Below are 17,484 nucleotides of genomic sequence, written 5' to 3'. Positions count from 1 at the left end.
GGTCGTCGCGGGCGGCGACTTTGCCTTTGCCAGAGGCTTGGCAAAGCCAAGTTTTCTAATCGTTGCGCTGAGTGTATTAGCCTTGAAGCATCTCTTCCTGAAACGCGCCACGGCGACTGATTGTCCATGCGCAAAAACTGACCGCGAGCATGCCGATAAAGGAGCCGACTATAATGCCAATGGCTGATGTATACTGGAACAACACCCCGTAAACAAACATGCCAAGCGGCTGCAGCGAGGTCGAGCCAACCATCAAAATCGTAAAAACACGGCCCTGGTAATGCATCGGAATCGTCTTTTGCATGTATGTGGTCAACGGTACGTTAACAAAGACAAGAACCAGTGCCAATACAAAATTAATGCACCCGAAAATGAAGGTCGACACCCATGAATTGAGTGTAAAAAGAAGCGGAATGATGGCGAAAATCAGTGGCAGTCCTTCAAAAAAAAGTGACTTGCTGACCATTCCAATCGGATTGCTGTCCACTGTCACTTTCGCCGCTAGAAGACCGCCGGCGACCATCCCTAATGAAAACAGCGCTTCAGTGATACTGTATTGAATATTTTGCATGTGCAGGACTTGAACAACCAAATACGGAAAGCCAACGTTGAATACGCCACAGAGAAAGTTGAGTACCGAGGCAACGATAATCATCATCAAGATCAATGGCCGTTTCTTTACATAAATCAATCCCTGCCTCATCGATGCCCACATCGACTCTGATTTGTTGCTCTGCTGCACGACAGGCGGTTCAACAAGATGAAAGTTCATCGTGAGCACAATGAGAACAACCACGAGCTCAGCGACAATTTCAAAATAGATAAATGACCGAAACGGTACGAACGCAAATACGACACCGGCAGCTATAGGCCCGAGAATTTGCGCAAGCGAGTTTGCCGACTGCTCCAAGGAATTCAACTGTTGAATAAACGATTTTTCGACAAGACGGGAAATTGCTGACATATACGTTACGCTGAATAGGCGGGCATTTAGTCCGAGGGTCGCCACCATGATGAGCACCATTAAATAATGCCAATTTCCAAGTAGCGAGAAAAGCAGACTGTACACAATCAGTAAAAGCACACATCCGATTTGTGTCGAAACCATAACGCGCTTGTGATCGTAATGATCGGCAAGATAACCGATAAATGGTGAAAAAATAATGCCAATTAGCGGACCGATCAATAAAGTTGTTCCGAAATTCATTGCCGATCCGGTCAGTTTTAAAATGTATAAGCTGATTGCAAAATTAAAAAGTGAGCTGCTGAAGCTTCCGATAAAATCGCTAGTGACGGCTTTTTTTAGTTGCCACTGTGACGCCCGTTTCAAATAAAGGGCTTGGTCTGGATCCATATCCTCACCTTCGATTGTCCATGATCTTCCAATTATATACCTTATCCTCTTCCAATGATATGCCTTATCCTTTTAACCAAAAAAATTTTTCAGAAGCTTTTGAAAGAAACCATGTTTTGTCTCTAGGGAACCTCGCCAACAAATTGTTAAAGCTATTCCAAGCCATACGAAAAACCGGGCAAAATACGCCCGGTCCTTAATCTTCAGCCATGTGTGCTGAATCGTCGCTTCGGTTACTCGCTTGCTGCGTGCATCCAGGAGCCTCCTCGGACACGCAATTTATCTGCGGGGTCTCCTTTGGCCTGCGATCAACAGAGACGCTCCACAGGCGCCAGAGCATCTGCGCGTTTGATGCACTGTCTTTTGCATGACCAAAAATCATAAACTTTCACTAAAAAAACCGAGCGAAAAACTCGGTTCCTTCAGTCGTTAGATTTGCACGCTGCTTTAGCGGTTCGCATGACCAGACGCCTTCGAGCGCCATCAAGCGCAAGCCTATCCTTTATACATTTTGAGGCTGCGCTGCACTCAGCGCTTGTTTAGCTGTAATCAGCGCCAGCTTGTAAACATCATCTGCCGAACAGCCGCGTGACAAGTCGTTAACCGGCTTGGCCAATCCCTGTAAAATTGGTCCCACTGCTGTATAGCTGCCGAGTCGCTGTACCATTTTGTAACCAATATTTCCTGCATCGATATTGGGAAAAACAAATACATTCGCTTTGCCGGCAATTGGAGAATCCGGCGCTTTTTTAGCTGCTACTTCCGGAACATAGGCAGCATCAAACTGCAGCTCGCCGTCAACCGCAAGATCCCGTGCTTTTTCATGGACGCGCTTCACGGCTTCGGTCACTTTATCAATCGACGGATCTTTTGCCGATCCCTTCGTCGAGAAGCTGAGCATCGCAATTTTCGGATCGATACCGAACAGTATTGCTGTCTCCGCAGATTCGATTGCAATTTCCGCCAATGTTTCACTGTCGGGTGATATATTAATGCCACAGTCCGCAAAAACGAATTCTTTATCACCCTTCGCAAGGATAAAGGAACCCGAGATCCGTTTCTTGCCCGGCTGTGCTTTGATGATCTGTAGTGCCGGGCGCACGGTTTCTGCGGTTGAATGGGCTGCCCCGCTGACGAGTCCTTCCGCTTCGCCCAAATAAACCAGCATCGTCCCGTAGTAGCACGGATCGCTTAGCCACTGTGCCGCTTGGGCAGCATCCGTCTTTCCTTTTCTGCGTGTAACCAATGCATCGATTTTAGTCTGCAGATCTTTATCCGTTTCCGGATGCAGAAATCGAAGCTTGTTTTCAGCAGCCAGCGTCCTTAATTCTTCAGTTGACTCTTCCGGTTTTCCGATCAGAATCGGCACAATCAGTCCCTCGCTCGCTAAGGCATACACTGCTTCACGAATCCGTTCATCATCTGCTTCAGGAAAAATAATCGACGGTTTCGCCTTCTTAATTTCGGGTTTCAATCGTTCAAATAAATCTGCCATCGTCCATCGCCTCCCAATAACTATCTTATACCTATAGTATAAACGAAAAGAACACATCCTACATTTGGAAAGTTAATTTCATCCTCTGATCCAATTGGTAAACTGTGCTATATTAGACTAGATGAGAAAATGAGAAAAGAAGCGAGGTGTTCACGATGGCTGAAGCAGCACAGACACTTGATGGCTGGTACTGTCTCCACGATTTCCGTACCATTGACTGGTCGGAATGGAAAGAAAAATCCGAATGGGAGCGACAGCAAGCATTAAATGAATTTAATCAGTTTTTCAGTCGTGCCGAGATTAACGAAGAAGCACATGATGGAAGCTTTGCGCTTTATTCCGTGCTCGGTCAAAAAGCGGATTTCGTTATGATTACGCTTCGCCCAACGATGGACGAGCTCAGTGATCTGGAAACCGAATTCGATAAATCAAAACTGGGTGAGGTGACCGATCCTGCCTATTCTTTTGTTTCGGTCGTTGAACTAAGCAATTATCTGGGCAAAAACGGCGGCGACCCCTATGCGAATCCCTATGTCCAGAAGCGCTTGAAACCGATCCTTCCGAAAAACGACTACTTCTGCTTCTATCCAATGGATAAACGGCGCGAACATGGCGATAATTGGTATATGCTGCCGATGGAAGAACGGCGTGAGATGATGAAGAGCCACGGACAAATCGGCCGCAAGTATGCCGGAAAAATTCATCAGATCATCACCGGGTCGGTCGGTTTCGACGATTGGGAATGGGGCGTGACCCTATTCTCAGATGATCCGCTGCAATTCAAGAAAATTGTTTATGAGATGCGTTTTGATGAAGCAAGCGCCCGTTTCGGCGAATTCGGACCATTTTTTGTCGGCAATCATTTAACACAAGAGCAGTTTCAACAAAAATTTTTCATCTAATCTTCTGACATAAAGGCCTGGAAACAGGTCTTTTTTTATTGGCCGTAATTCCAGACCCGCTGTCATCATTTGCGATCAGGCGCATAGGCTTTATATGTACTCATGAACCTTGGGCTATAGGCACGTATTTGACTAAGATGCACCTACGGAACGGTATTAATTTTTATGATTCGTTAGGCCGCTGATGCGTCACTTCACTTTTTCACCAGAGATACCGATGCCCATTCACATAGGATTCTTCACCAAAAGAAAAGGGGGCAGGCACGATTATGGCCGTGGTTCAATATACGTCGAACGATGTTTCGCTTCTCGCTCGTTTGATGCGTGCCGAGGCAGAAGGCGACGGTCAGCTCGGTATGCTGATGGTCGGCAATGTCGGCGTCAATCGGGTACTCGGCAACTGTCTTGATTTTGAAGGATTGAGGACGATTCAACAAATGGTTTTTCAGAGTCCCGGCGGTTTCGAGGCAACGCAAAAGGGTTATTTTTATCAGGCTGCTCGCTCACAAGATAGACGGCTTGCCGAGCGGACACTTAAAGGCGAACGGTTCCATCCCGCATCGAATTCGCTTTGGTTTTTTCAACCGGCAGGTGCGTGTCCCGCCCAGTGGTTCAATCAGTGGAACACCGGTCGTTTTAAAGCACATTGTTTCTTCTCTCCTACTGAATCGGATTGTCCGCGTGTTTATTGACCAATAGATTGTTAAGGAGTGAGTTCATTTATGGGTGTTCAATTTCCGCCAGACAGCTGGCCTTATGGCGCAGCATTTAACCCGGATCCCCAGGCGCAGCAGCCCTGGGATGACTCAAGACAGCAAGTCCAGCCGCAGCAGCCGAGCGGTTCATTTCCTTTTCAAGCTCAGGCGCAGCAGCCAATTGGCGCACCACAGCCTGCACCGCAAGCGTTGCCTTATCCTTTTCCAGCTTATACGGTCCCGGTTCCGCAGACCGGCGCCGCGCAGCAACAGGTCAGCCCGCAAGTTCTTCCGCTGCCCTTTGTCGAACAATCTTACATTGAAAACATTCTGCGACTGAATTTAGGTAAAACAGCGACCGTCTACTGCACCTTCGAAGGCAATAGCCAATGGAATGCGAAGGCGTTTACCGGTACCGTTGAAGCGGCCGGACGTGATCATGTCATCATTGAGGATGAAGAAACACGACGACGCTTCCTGATTCCGATGGTGTTCGTCAACTACTTCGAATTTACCGGACCGCTGGCCTATGAATATCCGTTCGCCCCGGCAACTCCTGCCGATCGCTAATTAAAGAGAAAAAAGATGGAGCAGCCCGCGAGCCGCTCCGTCTTTTTATTGTCGGTTATGCGCGCAAAGCCGCCGTAACAACGAGAACCCAGCTGATGAGGAAAAGAACGCCACCAATCGGCGTGATCGCCCCCAGTACGCGGACCCCGCTTAGCGTCAGCGCATACAGGCTGCCCGAAAAAAGCAGTACACCGACGGTCATCAGCCATCCGGACCAAGAAAGCAACGTGCTCTGCCCGCTGAATATAGTCAGTGCGAGGATACCGATCACAATCAAACCAAGCGCATGATACATCTGATAATGAACACCCGTTTGAAAAACTGCCAAATCCTGTTCGGTAAGCCGCGTCTTTAATACATGCGCCCCAAACGCGCCGAACGCGACGGACAGGAATGCTAAAACAGCGCCAATTGCAATAAAAGCTTTCATGAAGCTCCTCCTCTCTATTTGATTGTTTGTCCCGGATACGTATTCCTTTAATGAACGCTGACGCTTTACACAGCCGTTTTCTTTTGCTTATTTCTCGTTCCAATAATTTTTATAAATCGCTTGTGTGCCGCTGTTTTCTTCACCCTGATCAGCAAGCGCTTCGTAGATCTTCTTTGACAAGGCGAGGCCGGGAGCATCCATGCCCATCGCTTCAGCCGATTCTAAAGCAATCCGTTCATCCTTGATCAAATGCTTAATGTAGAAACCGGGTTCGAAATCCCCTTTTAGCATTCGCCGTCCGAGATTGCTCAGTGACCAGCTGCCGGCAGCCCCGGTTTCAATGCTCTCCATGACTTTGTCTGTATCAAGTCCAGCGTGCTTTGCATAGGCCAACGCCTCGGCCACACCGATCATATTGGATGCGATCGCGATCTGATTGGCCATTTTTGTATGCTGACCGGAGCCTGCTTTCCCTTGATACACGATCTTCTGGCCCATCGCCTGGAAAACGGGTGTCATTGCTTCGGCGTCGTGCGCGTCACCGCCGACCATGATGGACAGCGTCCCGTTCTTTGCCCCGACATCTCCGCCGGACACCGGGGCATCCAGCGCATGCAGCCCTTTCGAGGCAGCCGCCCGACAAATTTTTTCAGCGAGCTGAGGCGAAGACGTTGTCATGTCGATCAGATAGGCGCCTGCTTTTGCATGAGCGATGATCCCGTTATCAAAATAAACGGAAGCCACATCTTTAGGATAACCAACCATTGTTATCACAACGTCGGCTCCTTCAGCGGCTTCCGCGGGACTTGCTTTCCAGACTGCGCCTTCAGCGATAAGATCGTCTGCCTTGCTTTTGGTACGATTATAAACGTGAAGCGCAAAACCCGCCTTCATCAGATTGCGGATCATGCCCTTGCCCATAACTCCGGTTCCGATAAACCCAATCGTCTTTTCTGCCATGCTCCTCACTCGCTTTCCTATCCTTAGCATCTAGGTTAACGATAGCATGAACACCGCTCATTTTCACGTCATACGCAGCGCTTAAACCTTTCGAATTTGGAAAAAGTGAGTCAGCACCCAAGGATAGACCGCCATCGGAAAGTTGATCTGCCAAGAACCGATACCGGCGATTCGCGAATCGTAAACCAGCTGCGCCTTTGCAAACAAACTGCGCACATCTTCAAACCAGACCACGCGGTTCTGACCGCTGTCGTCGGTATAATAGAAATAAGCGGCTTGATCTGTTGTTGAATAATTAATCGGTACCTGTTCGCTCATTGCCAGATTAATTGCTGCTTGATACGTGATCGCCCGACCCGGATTCTGAGCGGAAAACGGAATCGGCCAGTCATAGCCGTAAAAAGGCGTCCCCATAATTATTTTATTTCTATCCATTAAACTGGCGGCAAATTCCAGTGTTTCACGAACAAGCTGAATTGGAGCGGTTGCTCCCGGCTCACTCCCGCTGTAATGCCAATCATACGCCATAATAAAAAATTGATCGACAATCGCGCCGATCGCCGCATAGTCATAACCGCGCACCCATGGCACATCGTCATTCGTTTTTGCAGGCACAGCGATACTCAGATCCAAATTGGCCGCTTCTGTCCTTTGCTTTAGTGCTTGCAGAAACATCACAAACGCATTGCGATCCGCCGGCAGTACGCCTTCGAAATCAATATTGATCCCGCCGTAGCCTCTGGAGGTCGCCATGCTGATCATGTTGTCGATCAACGTCTGCTGCACACTCGGTGTATTCAAAACACGCTGCACCAAGGCAGAATTGAACCCGGCCGCCGTCAAGTTGGTTACGGTCAGCACAGGGGTCACCCGTCCGCGCCAAGCGGCAAGCACCGCCGCATTGTCATTGAGCGGACTCAGATCGCCGTTCCAGTTAAAATGCGTTTCAAAAAGAGCGATGTACGTTAAATACGGCGCATTATTAGAAATGACCGATTGATCAAGCGCCGGCGTCCGAAGCTGTGAATAGCTGAAATGAGTGGCGACGCGCCGCTCAATCGTTGGAAGATTAATTTTCTGACCAATACTCAGCTGATCTGGGTTGATTGTTGGGTTTGCTTGTCGGAGCGCGCTTAGCGGTACGTAAGCCATACGCGAAATCGTCCATAAACTGTCACCGGGCTGCACTGTATAAACATCGCTCGTCACCAGCAGTGCTTGACCGGTAACAATATTTGTCGCCGCCAGCCCATTGACGCTTCTTAATGTGTCTACCGGAACATCAAACTTCTGACTGATCGCAAATAAAGAGTCCCCGGTTCTTACTGTATAAACAAACATTGTTTCACCCTTCCCCGCGCACCAAAATTTACAGGCATGCACGATGCTCAAAACATAGGCATTTCACTCTAACTTATTCAGCAGCTGCAGAACGGTTCCAAATCCGCACATAGATTCATGAAGAAAAAAAGGTTATGATAAGAGACGTCGCTAGCTTCATAGAGAAGCGGGTCCATGCTCAAAACGCACAATTCAAAGTATTGGACCATAAAGTATAGAAAAAGTACGGAAAGAAACGAGGGTTATTTATGGCTGAATTCATTCCATCCCGGCAAGTTCAAGCGCTTCCTGCCAATTACTTTACCAGCATTGAACATAAAATTGATACTGTGGTGAAGCAAGGCATTGATGTCATACATCTTCATACCGGAAGTCCGGATCAGCCGACGCCGAAACCAATTATCGAAGCAATGAATCAAGCCGCTTCGCTTCATGAGAATCAAGGCTATCCTACTGCTGGCGGCAAGCGTTCTTTTAAGGAAGCAATCAGCACCTTTTACAGACGCGAATACGGAGTCACGATTGATCCCGAGACAGAAGTGACTGTCTTTGATGGAGCAACGGTGGCTATTTCAGCCTTACCGCAAACATTGCTCAATCCGGGCGATGTCATGTTGACGACCGATCCCGGCTACCCGCTTTACTACGTCTGCCCGAAACTTGCCGGTGCGCGAACCTATGGAATCCCGGTGCGCGCAGAAGACGACTTTTTACCGGATTACCGAACGATTCCCGCGGACATTTTGGAAAAAGCGCATTTGCTGATGTTAAACTATCCGAATAATCCAACCGGAGCAATGGCTACCGAGGAATTTTTTGCTGATACGGTACGTTTCTCACGCAAACATCATATTCCGGTTGTCCATGACTTTGCCTATGCGGCATTCGGTTTTGACGGGAAACGTCCAATCAGCTTCCTGCAGACGCCGGGCGCAAAGGAACAAGGCATTGAAGTGTACACGTTATCAAAAACATACAACATGGCTGGATTTCGGATCGGCTTTGCAGTAGGAAATGCATCAATGATCCGCGCGCTCAGCACCTTCCACGACATTGATCACTCCGATGTCCCAAGCCCAATTCAAGATGCGGGATCGGCTGCGCTGCTTGGCGCGCAGCAGTCGGTTCAGCAATTATGCGCCCTTTACGAACGGCGCCGCAATGTCTTAGTCGCAAGCATGCGCGCGATCGGTTGGACGGTGCGCGCGCCAAAAGGATCGTTCTTCTGCTGGTTCAAGGTGCCGACCGGTTATACATCCGAGTCCTTTGCCGATGCTCTGCTCGAACGTGCCCATGTTGCCGTCGCACCCGGCGCCGGTTTCGGCACCCATGGCGATCAATTTGTACGCGTCGGACTGCTTGAGCCTGAAGAACGGCTCAGAGAAGCCGCTGAACGCATTAAAGCATCAGGAATCTTAAATGAAGCACCCGTTAAAAATTGAACATAGAAGCAAAAAGAACTTTTCCCGATGCTATCCGGGAAAAGTTCTTTTTTAAATGACGCGATAGCCGATCAACAGAATCACAATTAAGAAAACCGCACTGAGCACGAGCAGAAGTCCTGCCGGCTGCTGTTTTTTTCGTTTGCCAAGCGCCGCTTCCATCAAACCGATTAATGCAAAAGACAGAATTGCTTTAACGACCAGCATGAACGGAAAATGGATGATGAACAGCATCGCTATTCCGGTTCCAATCATCACCAAATAAGTGAGACGCAGAATCATACTCCATACTTTTTGCTGATAAAAAAGATAGCTCAGGAGAAAAAGAATTACCATAAGTCCCCAAACCAGCCCATGGATTTGTGCCAAACTATGCATCGCTATTCCTCTTTTCTTGTACGAAACTCTCTTTATTTTATCATGAACCTGTATCATTCTCAGGCCAAGCCGCATCGATGTACCCACACATCCGAAAAGCAGGACCATTCACACAAAAGTTGTCACGAACGACCCCAGAAGCGCGCATGCTCGAAGGTGCCTCAACGTCACGTTTGACTTTTGAGGCACCTTCTTGAGATCCATATTTAATCGGCATGACGTGACAGATCGCATTGTTCAAGCGGAATCAGTTTCGTTTTCATTTTCCACTTGGCAATCAGCCAAACGGCAAGGAAAATGGGAATACCGATGTAGGCGGCAATAATTCCGCCCCAGTCGATCTTCCCTCCGGAAAAAGCACCGAAGCTCTGACCGATAATGACGATCAAGCAGACGGCAAAGGCAAACAGCGGACCGAATGGGAACCATTTCGCCCGATATGGCAGATCGCTAAGCTTGCCGCCTTGTGCAACATAAGCGCGTCGGAACCGATAATGGCTGATTGCGATCCCGAGCCAGGCAATAAACCCGCACATTCCCGAAGCACTGAGTAGCCAGTTATAAACAAGCCCGTCGCCAAAGCTGGAAGCAAAAAAGGCGAGCAGGCCAAAGGCTGCCGTAACGATCAGCGACCAAATTGGAATACCGTGTCTCGTAACATAGCCGAGAAATTTCGGCGCCTTGCCTTCTGCGGCGAGTGCATAAAGCATACGTGTCGATGCGTACAGACCTGAATTGCCTGCCGACAGAACAGCTGTCAAAATCACCGCGTTCATGACCGATGCAGCAACTGCAAGCCCGGCGCGATCGAAAACCAATGTGAACGGGCTGACCATGACCGAGTCCGTCGCTGACAGATTGTGATTTGTATAAGGCAGGATCATGGCAATGACAAACATGGCCAAAATATAAAAGAGCAGAATACGCCAGAAAATCGTATTCATCGCTTTCGGAACATTTTTTTCTGGATGCTCGCTTTCACCAGCACTGACGCCGAGCAGTTCGGTCCCTTGGAATGAATAGCCCGCTGCTAGAAAAACGCCAAACGCAGCGAGAAAACCGCCATGGAACGGTGCGTCGCCCACGGTAAAGTTCGAGAATCCAGGCACACCCCCGCCTAAGATACGGAAAATCATCAGCAAACCAATGATGATAAAAACAATGACGGTCACAACTTTAATAATGGCAAACCAGTATTCGGACTCGCCGTAGCCTTTCACAGTCAAGGCATTCAGTAAGAAAATAATCGCTAGAAACAAACCGCTCCATAGCATGGACGGACTGTCCGGGAACCAGAATTTCATGATCAGCGTTGCCGCCGACAATTCACTGGCAATCGTGATCGCCCAGTTATACCAGTAATTCCAACCGAGTGCAAAACCAAAGGACGGATCGACAAAGCGGGTTGCATAGGTACTGAACGACCCACTGATCGGCATATAGGTAGCCAGCTCACCCAAGCTGGTCATCAGGAAGTACACCATCACTCCGGTCAGTCCATAAGCAAGCAGTGCTCCACCCGGTCCGGCAGTATAGATCGCGTTCCCGCTCGCTAGGAACAATCCGGTTCCGATCGCCCCTCCAAGCGAAATCATCGTTAGGTGACGTGACTTCAATCCGCGTTGCAATTGATTCTTGCTGTCTTTCTTCACTTGTTCTCTCTCCCTCTCTGTAATTCAGAGGAACATGCGGCATAAAAATGAATGAACGATAAAAACGCCCGTCAAAAGCATCGTGATGCTCTTAAACGGGCGAACTCTTCATAGTAAAGTTAATAAGATCTGCTTGAAAATTAAAGTCAACCGATCCACTCACTCCACGCACATCTTCCCCGATAGCACACCACACGCAAACTGCTCGCATGTGACAGTTTCGCTCCTTTCGGAAACGAACCCAACCGATTCGGCAAGGGATCCGAACCCGCTTCGGCAACAGTTCCTTACGCACACCGTCCGACGTCCCTTCGCCTCAGATGTACTTCTCATAACTGCCGCGCCTCTACCCCCTCTGTTTGCGAGGAGACTTTTTTCGACAACAGGCTTAATTCTACCTGCATCCCAGATAAAATTCAACCAAAAGGCCTTTTTAAACCGGTATTTCAGGAATTTACCAATGCATGCACGTTTGTGTCAACGTTATAGATAAGATCAATAAACATCGGCGAACCGCTGCCGACCAATTCAACTCAGGGCGTTACGTCATACCGGTTCCTGCTGCGCCTCCTGATACTCAGCAATCGCCTTCATGAAGGCTCGTCCGTATTTTTCCAGTTTCTGCTGACCAACACCTTTGATCATGAGGAATTCATGGTCCGTTGAGGGGAGCCGCGCGCTCATTTCGCGCAAAGACTGATCGGAGAAAATAATATAGGGCGGCACATATTCTTTCTGAGCCAGTGCCTTGCGTACTTGTTTCAAAGTTTCAAAGAGTGCATCGTCCACAGCAAGACGTTCCGCACGTACGCTGCCCTTTTTATACACCTTTGCTTCGCCTTTTAAAACAGAGAGCGACCGTTCGCTCAGTGCGAGTACCGGATAAGCACCACCCTGCTGCACAAGATACTGCTCGGCGGTCAGAAATTCGATAAATTCACTGATCTGTTTCTGCGTTTGCTCCTGCATGATGCCATAGGTTGAGAGCCGATTCAGCTGAAACGTCTTCACCTTTTGATCCGACGCTCCGGCAAGCACTTTGGCAACCATCATCTTGCCATAACGCTCGCGCAGCCGCTTGACACACGAAAGTACTTTTTGTGCTTCAATCGTTACATCGGATCGTTCACGCGTATCCAAGCAGTTGCCGCAATGCCCGCAATTGTCCGGGTCTTTATCTCCAAAATAGCGCAAGATGTAGCCTTGCAAACACGATTCTGTGTGGCAATAGCCGATCATCTGCTCCAGCTTATGGTACTCCGCATGTTTCAATGCATCATCCATTTCAGATTGATCGATGAAAAATTTCTGCAGCCGAATATCCTGTGGCGAAAACAGCAGGATGCAATCGCTCTTATCTCCATCGCGTCCGGCACGCCCCGCCTCCTGGTAATAGGCTTCAATGTTGCGCGGCATATTGTAATGAATCACAAAGCGTACATTGCTTTTATTAATCCCCATACCAAACGCATTCGTCGCAACAAGGACCGTCAGATCATCATAGAGAAAGCGTTCCTGGCTCATCGCCCGTTCCTGTTCTGATAATCCGGCGTGATAGCGGCCGACTGCCAGCCCTTTCTCCGCAAGGCGCGCAGATAAGCGATCGACCTCCTTGCGGGTTGCCGCATAAACAATGCCCGGTTGATCCTGATTTTTCTTCAAATAGTCGAAAAGAAAGACATCCGCACTTTGTCCGCGAATCACTTGAAAGTTCAGATTGTCACGGGCAAAACCAGTAGCGATCACGTGATTCTGCGCAATCCCCAGAAGCTGACAGATGTCCGCGGTGACATTCGGCGTCGCCGTTGCGGTCAGCGCGACAACGACCGGCTTCTGAGAAAAACGTGTGATCATCGCTGGAATCGAACGATAGCTTGGCCTGAAGTCATGTCCCCATTGCGAGATGCAGTGCGCCTCATCGATGGCAACCAGAGAAACCTGCATCCGTCCTAAAGCCTGCACAAAATCAGGGACCTCTAAACGTTCCGGAGCGATGTAGACCAGCTTGTACTTGCCGCGGGCAGCCGCTGCCAGGCGCTCTTTTCCTTCATTGAAGCTGAGTGAGCTGTTGATGAAGGTTGCTTGGATACCGGCATTTCCAAGCGCATCGACCTGGTCCTTCATTAAAGAAATCAGTGGTGATACGACAAGGGTAACACCGGAGAAAAGCAGTGCAGGAATCTGGTAACAAAGCGATTTCCCGCCGCCTGTCGGCATAATGCCAACCGTGTCCTCGCCGTCAAGCAAGCGCGTAATGATTTGATCTTGACCTCTGCGGAACTCATCATAGCCGAAATATTTTTTCAAGGCTTGGTGCGCTGCATCATCCATCATTGAAATCTCCTTTAACTGTTTTGGCTTTAGTGTTAAGTCAAACGGGATTGTCAGCAACAATCGCCCGCTTCCACAAGCCTTTTCCCTATAATTAAGCGTCGTATGAACTCTAGACCCATTTTATCATAATTATACCGTTTGCTCTTACCCTCACAATTCCAGTTCAGACTGCCTGCGCGTGTCGGCACCTAGCACCTGATTCATCATGCGCAGCGCATAGTCATTGTCCTCCTTAACGTTTGAGGCGCAACAATCTTGCGGCACCATCAGATTAAAGTCGCGCATATACGCATCATTTGCCGTGAACAAAACGCATATGTTGCCTGCCACCCCCGTCAAGATCAAGGTATCCGCACCCAGATCATGCAGGAGTGCATGGAGCGGAGTCGCGAAAAAGCCGGAATGTTTCGGTTTAATAATAAAGTAGTCCTCAGGATCAGGAAGTAGTTGGCGCACCGCTTCAGCCCCCGGTCCTTCCAGCGCCGCACGGATCAAATCATCACGATTCGATGCCCAGCGACCGCAATTGTCGTTCACATAAATAATTGGAATTCTTTTTTTTCGCGCCCTGTCCATCAAACAGGTCAAGGGATGAATCATTTGATTGATGCCATTCAAGAGCAGCCCAGCTTTGCTGAATTGAAGCGGATTGATCATATCAATGATCAGCAACGCTTTGTCATTGTTCTTCATCGCCCGCACCTCCTCTGTTTCTCCATTATTGCCAATGCGGTTGGCCCGCATTCGGCAATGAAAATCCACGAAACAAATCCACACCTGATACATATGATGGGAGCAGATAAGTATCTGAAAAGGAGGAGTCATGATGGATAAGAATAATCCCGACAAACCGCAGTTGCCGAAGAGAAGGAACCTCATGAACGATCTTGATGCCTTCTTCGAGCGCAATCCTTTCGGTGATGTATTGAGATCCATCGACGATTTTTTCAGCAGTCGTTCATCGTCCGCTTTCCCAGTCCATTTCTTTGAAACGGAAAAAGAATGGGTTGTTGAGGCTGAGTTGCCTGGAGCAGAACGAAAGAATATTCATATTGAACTCTTTAGCGATAAAGTTAAAATTTCAGTGAATAATAATGTGGTGATGAACACGCAGCACCAGCAAACCGGTGCTTTTACCCATGAATGCCGTTTTGACCATGCCGAGCGCATCGTGACCATACCGTACACAGTTGATCGCGCGCGGACCCAGGCATCCTACATCAATGGAATCTTGAAGATTCACGGACCAAAAACACCGAAAAAAGGACACCGGCTTTCAATTGAATGAATGCACGGCAAAGAGGCTGCTTCACAGGAGGCAGCCTCTTTGCATGTCTTAAGACAGTTATGTAAGCCGAATGCCGTTCATTTGGATAATCGGGCAACAAACCGTTCCAACCGATCCAAGCCATCTTTTAAGACGTCCATCGAATAAGCATAGGACAGACGCAGATAGCCCTCGCCATAAGATGAAAAGGCACTTCCCGGTACAGCCGCCAAACGCTCCTGATCAAGCAGCTGCAAAGCAAAGCGTTCAGACGTCAGCCCAAACTTTTTAATCGACGGGAAAACGTAAAAAGCGCCGGACGGCCGTACAACATCAAGACCCATCGCTTCGAGGCGGCCGACGACATAATCCAGTCGCTCCTTATAGGCGCGGCGCATCGGTTCCGCATCGTTCTTTCCTGTCGTCAGTGCCTCAATGGCGGCGTATTGCGTGATGCTCGTAATGCAGGAAATACCGTATTGATGCACTTTGATCAATTGTTCAGCAATCGGCTTGTCCGCGAGAATATAGCCCATGCGCCAGCCGGTCATCGCATGCGATTTCGACAATCCGTTAATCACCAGCGTCTTCTCTTTCATTCCTGGAAATGTTGCAATTGATCGGTGCTTTTGATCGTAGGTCAGCTCGCTGTAAATTTCATCAGAAACGACGAAAACTGGCTTATCCTGAAGCACTTCAGCGATTGCTTCCAATTCTTCGTACGTCAGCACGCATCCGGTCGGATTGGATGGATAAGGAAGAATGACCGCCTTCGTGTTTTCGGTCAGGTTTTCAGCGATCTGGGCAGCCGATAGCTTAAAGGCCGTTTCCCGAGTATCGATAAAGACAGGTACACCGCCGGCAAGTGTGATCGGCGCGGCATATCCAGGATAGGCTGGTCCCGGCAGAATGACCTCATCGCCGGGTTCAAGAATTGTACGGAAAGCAAGATCAATTGCCTCGCTCGCGCCAACAGTGGTGATGATTTCCGACTCCGCTTCATAGTGTAGCGCATATTTTTCTGAAATGTAATCAGCAATCGCCTGTCTTAATTCGATCAAGCCTGCGTTTGCTGTATAGGTGGTTTTATTGTGGTCGATCGCAGTTTTTCCGGCATCTTTCACATGCTCGGGTGTTGCGAAATCCGGTTGGCCAATGGTCAATGAAACCGCCCCCGGATAGTCTTTCACTTTATTAAAAAATTGGCGAATGCCACTGATCTGAATGTCGCGAACACGGCTGTTCACAAGGTGTTCCATAGCCGTCATATCTTTCACTCTCCCATCGTTCATCTCTATCCTTTTGTGTACGCTCCGATTGCTCGCTTGCCGCGGGCGATCCGGGCCCTTGCGCACCTGTTTGTAAACAAAAAGCCTGCACGCCTCAATCTGCGTGAAGGCTTTTCTGCGTCACCTGCTTTATTTGGCAACAGCTTCTTTTTCTTTTTGAAGCTTAACTTCCTGCGTCCAGCCCAGTTTATCTTCAATCTTGCCGCTCTGGATGCCGGTAATCGTGTCGTACAGTTTTTGTGACAGCTTGCCTGTCTTTCCGTTTGCCACTTTAATGACATGATCTTCCCACTTCAAGAAACCGACCGGAGAAATGACGGCCGCTGTTCCGGTACCAAAGACTTCTTTCAATTTTTGTTTTTCTGCTTTTTTGAACAGCTTGTTCACAGAGACTTTCTTTTCCTTGACCTTTATGCCCCATTTTTTAAGCAGTTCAATGACAGAAGCACGCGTCACGCCCGGGAGAATACTGCCGTTCAGCGCCGGAGTCCACACTTCATCGTCAATTTTAAAGAAGATGTTCATGCTGCCGACTTCTTCAATATATTTATGTTCCACACCGTCCAGCCAAAGCACCTGATCAAAGCCCAGCTCTTCCGACTTCGTCTGTGCTTTGAGACTCGCCGCATAATTGCCGGCGGTCTTTGCGTAGCCGACACCGCCTTTAACCGCACGGACGAACTCATCTTCAACATAGATCTTCACCGGACTCATCGAGTTGCCAAAATAAGCACCAACTGGCGACAGAATAATCAGCAGCTTATAGGTCGCTGACGGATGGACCCCCAATGCCGCATCCGTTCCAATAATAAATGGGCGAATGTAAAGCGATTGCCCCGGTTCAGATGGAATCCATGCTTCTTCGATGGCAACCAGTTTTTTGATCGCTTTGATCACAAACTTTTCATCGATTTTCGGGATGTTCAGCCGATCACACGACTGATTCATACGCGCCATATTTTTATCCGGGCGAAACAATAGGACACGCTTGTCTTCTGTCCGATACGCTTTTAATCCTTCGAAAACTTCCTGACCATAATGAAAAATCGTTGCGGCCGGATCCAATTTGATTGGTCCGTAGGGTACAATTCTTGCGTCGTGCCAGCCTTTTTCCGTTGAATAATCCATTTCGAACATGTAATCGGTAAAAAGTTTACCGAAACCTAGTTTCGCGGAGCCAGGCTTCTCTTTCAAATGATCAGCTTTTTTGAACGTGATCGACTGCCCCATGATACGAATCCTCCTAAAGTTTCATAGTCATAATTTGATTATAGCAATCCGTTTCACCGGACGCTACATCACGCAGCAATTCATGCATTGCGGATTTCCGTTTTTTTCTTTAGTATCGATACTGATCTTAATTAATATTCCAGAA

16 protein-coding genes and 1 riboswitch are annotated in these 17,484 nt (G+C 48.6%); of the genes, 5 read left to right on the top strand and 11 right to left on the bottom strand.

The window, feature by feature from the left end; genetic code table 11:
- Positions 1 to 76: 76 nt before the first annotated feature.
- The gene (locus SIN01_RS10790) at positions 77 to 1,354 is read right to left on the bottom strand and encodes an MFS transporter (protein WP_010027745.1); all 1,278 of its coding nucleotides are present in this window, start codon (positions 1,352 to 1,354) and stop codon (positions 77 to 79) included.
- A 502-nt stretch (positions 1,355 to 1,856) separates the two neighbouring features.
- Complete coding sequence (gene pta / locus SIN01_RS10785) at positions 1,857 to 2,849, bottom strand: phosphate acetyltransferase (RefSeq protein ID WP_010026418.1); 993 nt, start codon at positions 2,847 to 2,849, stop codon at positions 1,857 to 1,859.
- 155 nt (positions 2,850 to 3,004) lie between these two features.
- On the opposite strand from pta, the gene hemQ reads away from it, so the two are divergent.
- The 3 genes from hemQ (at position 3,005) to gerQ (ending at position 5,016) form a co-directional block, all read left to right on the top strand.
- On the top strand, positions 3,005 to 3,751 hold the full coding sequence (hemQ, locus tag SIN01_RS10780; RefSeq protein WP_010026417.1) for a hydrogen peroxide-dependent heme synthase: 747 nt from the start codon (positions 3,005 to 3,007) through the stop codon (positions 3,749 to 3,751).
- A gap of 269 nt (positions 3,752 to 4,020) precedes the next feature.
- Positions 4,021 to 4,443 (top strand): cell wall hydrolase, encoded by a 423-nt coding sequence (locus tag SIN01_RS10775; protein ID WP_010026416.1) that lies wholly within the window; start codon positions 4,021 to 4,023, stop codon positions 4,441 to 4,443.
- Between the two features lie 30 nt (positions 4,444 to 4,473).
- Positions 4,474 to 5,016 carry a spore coat protein GerQ gene (gene gerQ / locus SIN01_RS10770; protein ID WP_010026415.1) on the top strand — a complete coding sequence of 181 codons (543 nt, stop codon included), beginning with the start codon at positions 4,474 to 4,476 and terminating at the stop codon, positions 5,014 to 5,016.
- 55 nt (positions 5,017 to 5,071) lie between these two features.
- Here the strand turns inward: gerQ and SIN01_RS10765 are convergent, their stop codons facing one another.
- The 3 genes from SIN01_RS10765 to SIN01_RS10755 form a co-directional block, all read right to left on the bottom strand.
- Positions 5,072 to 5,446, bottom strand: a complete 375-nt coding sequence (locus tag SIN01_RS10765) for a DUF423 domain-containing protein (protein ID WP_010026414.1) — start codon at positions 5,444 to 5,446, stop codon at positions 5,072 to 5,074.
- Between the two features lie 87 nt (positions 5,447 to 5,533).
- Positions 5,534 to 6,406 carry an NAD(P)-dependent oxidoreductase gene (locus tag SIN01_RS10760; protein ID WP_010026413.1) on the bottom strand — a complete coding sequence of 291 codons (873 nt, stop codon included), beginning with the start codon at positions 6,404 to 6,406 and terminating at the stop codon, positions 5,534 to 5,536.
- A gap of 81 nt (positions 6,407 to 6,487) precedes the next feature.
- Entirely contained in the window at positions 6,488 to 7,747 is a 1,260-nt protein-coding gene (locus tag SIN01_RS10755) for a glycosyl hydrolase family 18 protein (protein ID WP_010026412.1), read from the bottom strand.
- A 248-nt stretch (positions 7,748 to 7,995) separates the two neighbouring features.
- Between SIN01_RS10755 and SIN01_RS10750 the strand changes: the two genes are divergently transcribed.
- Positions 7,996 to 9,189, top strand: coding sequence for an aminotransferase class I/II-fold pyridoxal phosphate-dependent enzyme (locus SIN01_RS10750; RefSeq protein ID WP_010026410.1), 1,194 nt, complete (start codon positions 7,996 to 7,998; stop codon positions 9,187 to 9,189).
- A gap of 51 nt (positions 9,190 to 9,240) precedes the next feature.
- On the opposite strand, the gene SIN01_RS10745 is transcribed toward SIN01_RS10750, so the two are convergent.
- The 4 genes from SIN01_RS10745 to SIN01_RS10730 all read right to left on the bottom strand — a co-directional run bounded on the left by SIN01_RS10745 (position 9,241) and on the right by SIN01_RS10730 (position 14,246).
- Positions 9,241 to 9,567, bottom strand: a complete 327-nt coding sequence (locus SIN01_RS10745) for a DUF1516 family protein (RefSeq protein ID WP_010026408.1) — start codon at positions 9,565 to 9,567, stop codon at positions 9,241 to 9,243.
- A gap of 206 nt (positions 9,568 to 9,773) precedes the next feature.
- Positions 9,774 to 11,162, bottom strand: a complete 1,389-nt coding sequence (locus SIN01_RS10740; RefSeq protein ID WP_084688884.1) for an amino acid permease — start codon at positions 11,160 to 11,162, stop codon at positions 9,774 to 9,776.
- A gap of 232 nt (positions 11,163 to 11,394) precedes the next feature.
- A riboswitch (Lysine riboswitch) is annotated at positions 11,395 to 11,576 on the bottom strand.
- Positions 11,577 to 11,765: 189 nt separating this feature from the next.
- The gene (gene recQ, locus SIN01_RS10735) at positions 11,766 to 13,550 is read right to left on the bottom strand and encodes a DNA helicase RecQ (protein ID WP_010026404.1); all 1,785 of its coding nucleotides are present in this window, start codon (positions 13,548 to 13,550) and stop codon (positions 11,766 to 11,768) included.
- A gap of 153 nt (positions 13,551 to 13,703) precedes the next feature.
- On the bottom strand, positions 13,704 to 14,246 hold the full coding sequence (locus tag SIN01_RS10730) for a cysteine hydrolase family protein (protein WP_010026403.1): 543 nt from the start codon (positions 14,244 to 14,246) through the stop codon (positions 13,704 to 13,706).
- Positions 14,247 to 14,376: 130 nt separating this feature from the next.
- On the opposite strand from SIN01_RS10730, the gene SIN01_RS10725 reads away from it, so the two are divergent.
- Positions 14,377 to 14,841, top strand: a complete 465-nt coding sequence (locus tag SIN01_RS10725; protein WP_029548274.1) for an Hsp20/alpha crystallin family protein — start codon at positions 14,377 to 14,379, stop codon at positions 14,839 to 14,841.
- 77 nt (positions 14,842 to 14,918) lie between these two features.
- On the opposite strand, the gene SIN01_RS10720 is transcribed toward SIN01_RS10725, so the two are convergent.
- Positions 14,919 to 16,079: an aminotransferase A gene (locus tag SIN01_RS10720; protein WP_047034797.1), complete on the bottom strand. Its 1,161-nt coding sequence runs from the start codon at positions 16,077 to 16,079 to the stop codon at positions 14,919 to 14,921.
- A 159-nt stretch (positions 16,080 to 16,238) separates the two neighbouring features.
- Positions 16,239 to 17,339, bottom strand: coding sequence for a branched-chain amino acid aminotransferase (locus SIN01_RS10715; protein WP_047034796.1), 1,101 nt, complete (start codon positions 17,337 to 17,339; stop codon positions 16,239 to 16,241).
- Positions 17,340 to 17,484: the final 145 nt, after the last annotated feature.

The sequence above is a fragment of the Sporolactobacillus inulinus genome (genome assembly GCF_006539285.1).
In the GTDB taxonomy this organism is placed as follows: domain Bacteria; phylum Bacillota; class Bacilli; order Bacillales; family Sporolactobacillaceae; genus Sporolactobacillus; species Sporolactobacillus inulinus.
The sequence above is the reverse complement of the archived record's forward strand: the minus strand, read 5'-3'. Positions and strand labels throughout refer to the sequence as shown.

Coding starts and splice junctions, on each gene's coding strand:
- SIN01_RS10720 (WP_047034797.1), bottom strand. CDS start 16,079: ATGGAACACCTTGTGAACAGCCGTGTTCGCGACATTCAGATCAGTGGC.
- SIN01_RS10750 (WP_010026410.1), top strand. CDS start 7,996: ATGGCTGAATTCATTCCATCCCGGCAAGTTCAAGCGCTTCCTGCCAAT.
- SIN01_RS10765 (WP_010026414.1), bottom strand. CDS start 5,446: ATGAAAGCTTTTATTGCAATTGGCGCTGTTTTAGCATTCCTGTCCGTC.
- SIN01_RS10790 (WP_010027745.1), bottom strand. CDS start 1,354: ATGGATCCAGACCAAGCCCTTTATTTGAAACGGGCGTCACAGTGGCAA.
- gerQ (WP_010026415.1), top strand. CDS start 4,474: ATGGGTGTTCAATTTCCGCCAGACAGCTGGCCTTATGGCGCAGCATTT.
- SIN01_RS10755 (WP_010026412.1), bottom strand. CDS start 7,747: ATGTTTGTTTATACAGTAAGAACCGGGGACTCTTTATTTGCGATCAGT.
- pta (WP_010026418.1), bottom strand. CDS start 2,849: ATGGCAGATTTATTTGAACGATTGAAACCCGAAATTAAGAAGGCGAAA.
- SIN01_RS10725 (WP_029548274.1), top strand. CDS start 14,377: ATGATGGATAAGAATAATCCCGACAAACCGCAGTTGCCGAAGAGAAGG.
- recQ (WP_010026404.1), bottom strand. CDS start 13,550: ATGGATGATGCAGCGCACCAAGCCTTGAAAAAATATTTCGGCTATGAT.
- SIN01_RS10760 (WP_010026413.1), bottom strand. CDS start 6,406: ATGGCAGAAAAGACGATTGGGTTTATCGGAACCGGAGTTATGGGCAAG.
- SIN01_RS10775 (WP_010026416.1), top strand. CDS start 4,021: ATGGCCGTGGTTCAATATACGTCGAACGATGTTTCGCTTCTCGCTCGT.
- SIN01_RS10740 (WP_084688884.1), bottom strand. CDS start 11,162: ATGATTTCGCTTGGAGGGGCGATCGGAACCGGATTGTTCCTAGCGAGC.
- SIN01_RS10715 (WP_047034796.1), bottom strand. CDS start 17,339: ATGGGGCAGTCGATCACGTTCAAAAAAGCTGATCATTTGAAAGAGAAG.
- SIN01_RS10745 (WP_010026408.1), bottom strand. CDS start 9,567: ATGCATAGTTTGGCACAAATCCATGGGCTGGTTTGGGGACTTATGGTA.
- hemQ (WP_010026417.1), top strand. CDS start 3,005: ATGGCTGAAGCAGCACAGACACTTGATGGCTGGTACTGTCTCCACGAT.
- SIN01_RS10730 (WP_010026403.1), bottom strand. CDS start 14,246: ATGAAGAACAATGACAAAGCGTTGCTGATCATTGATATGATCAATCCG.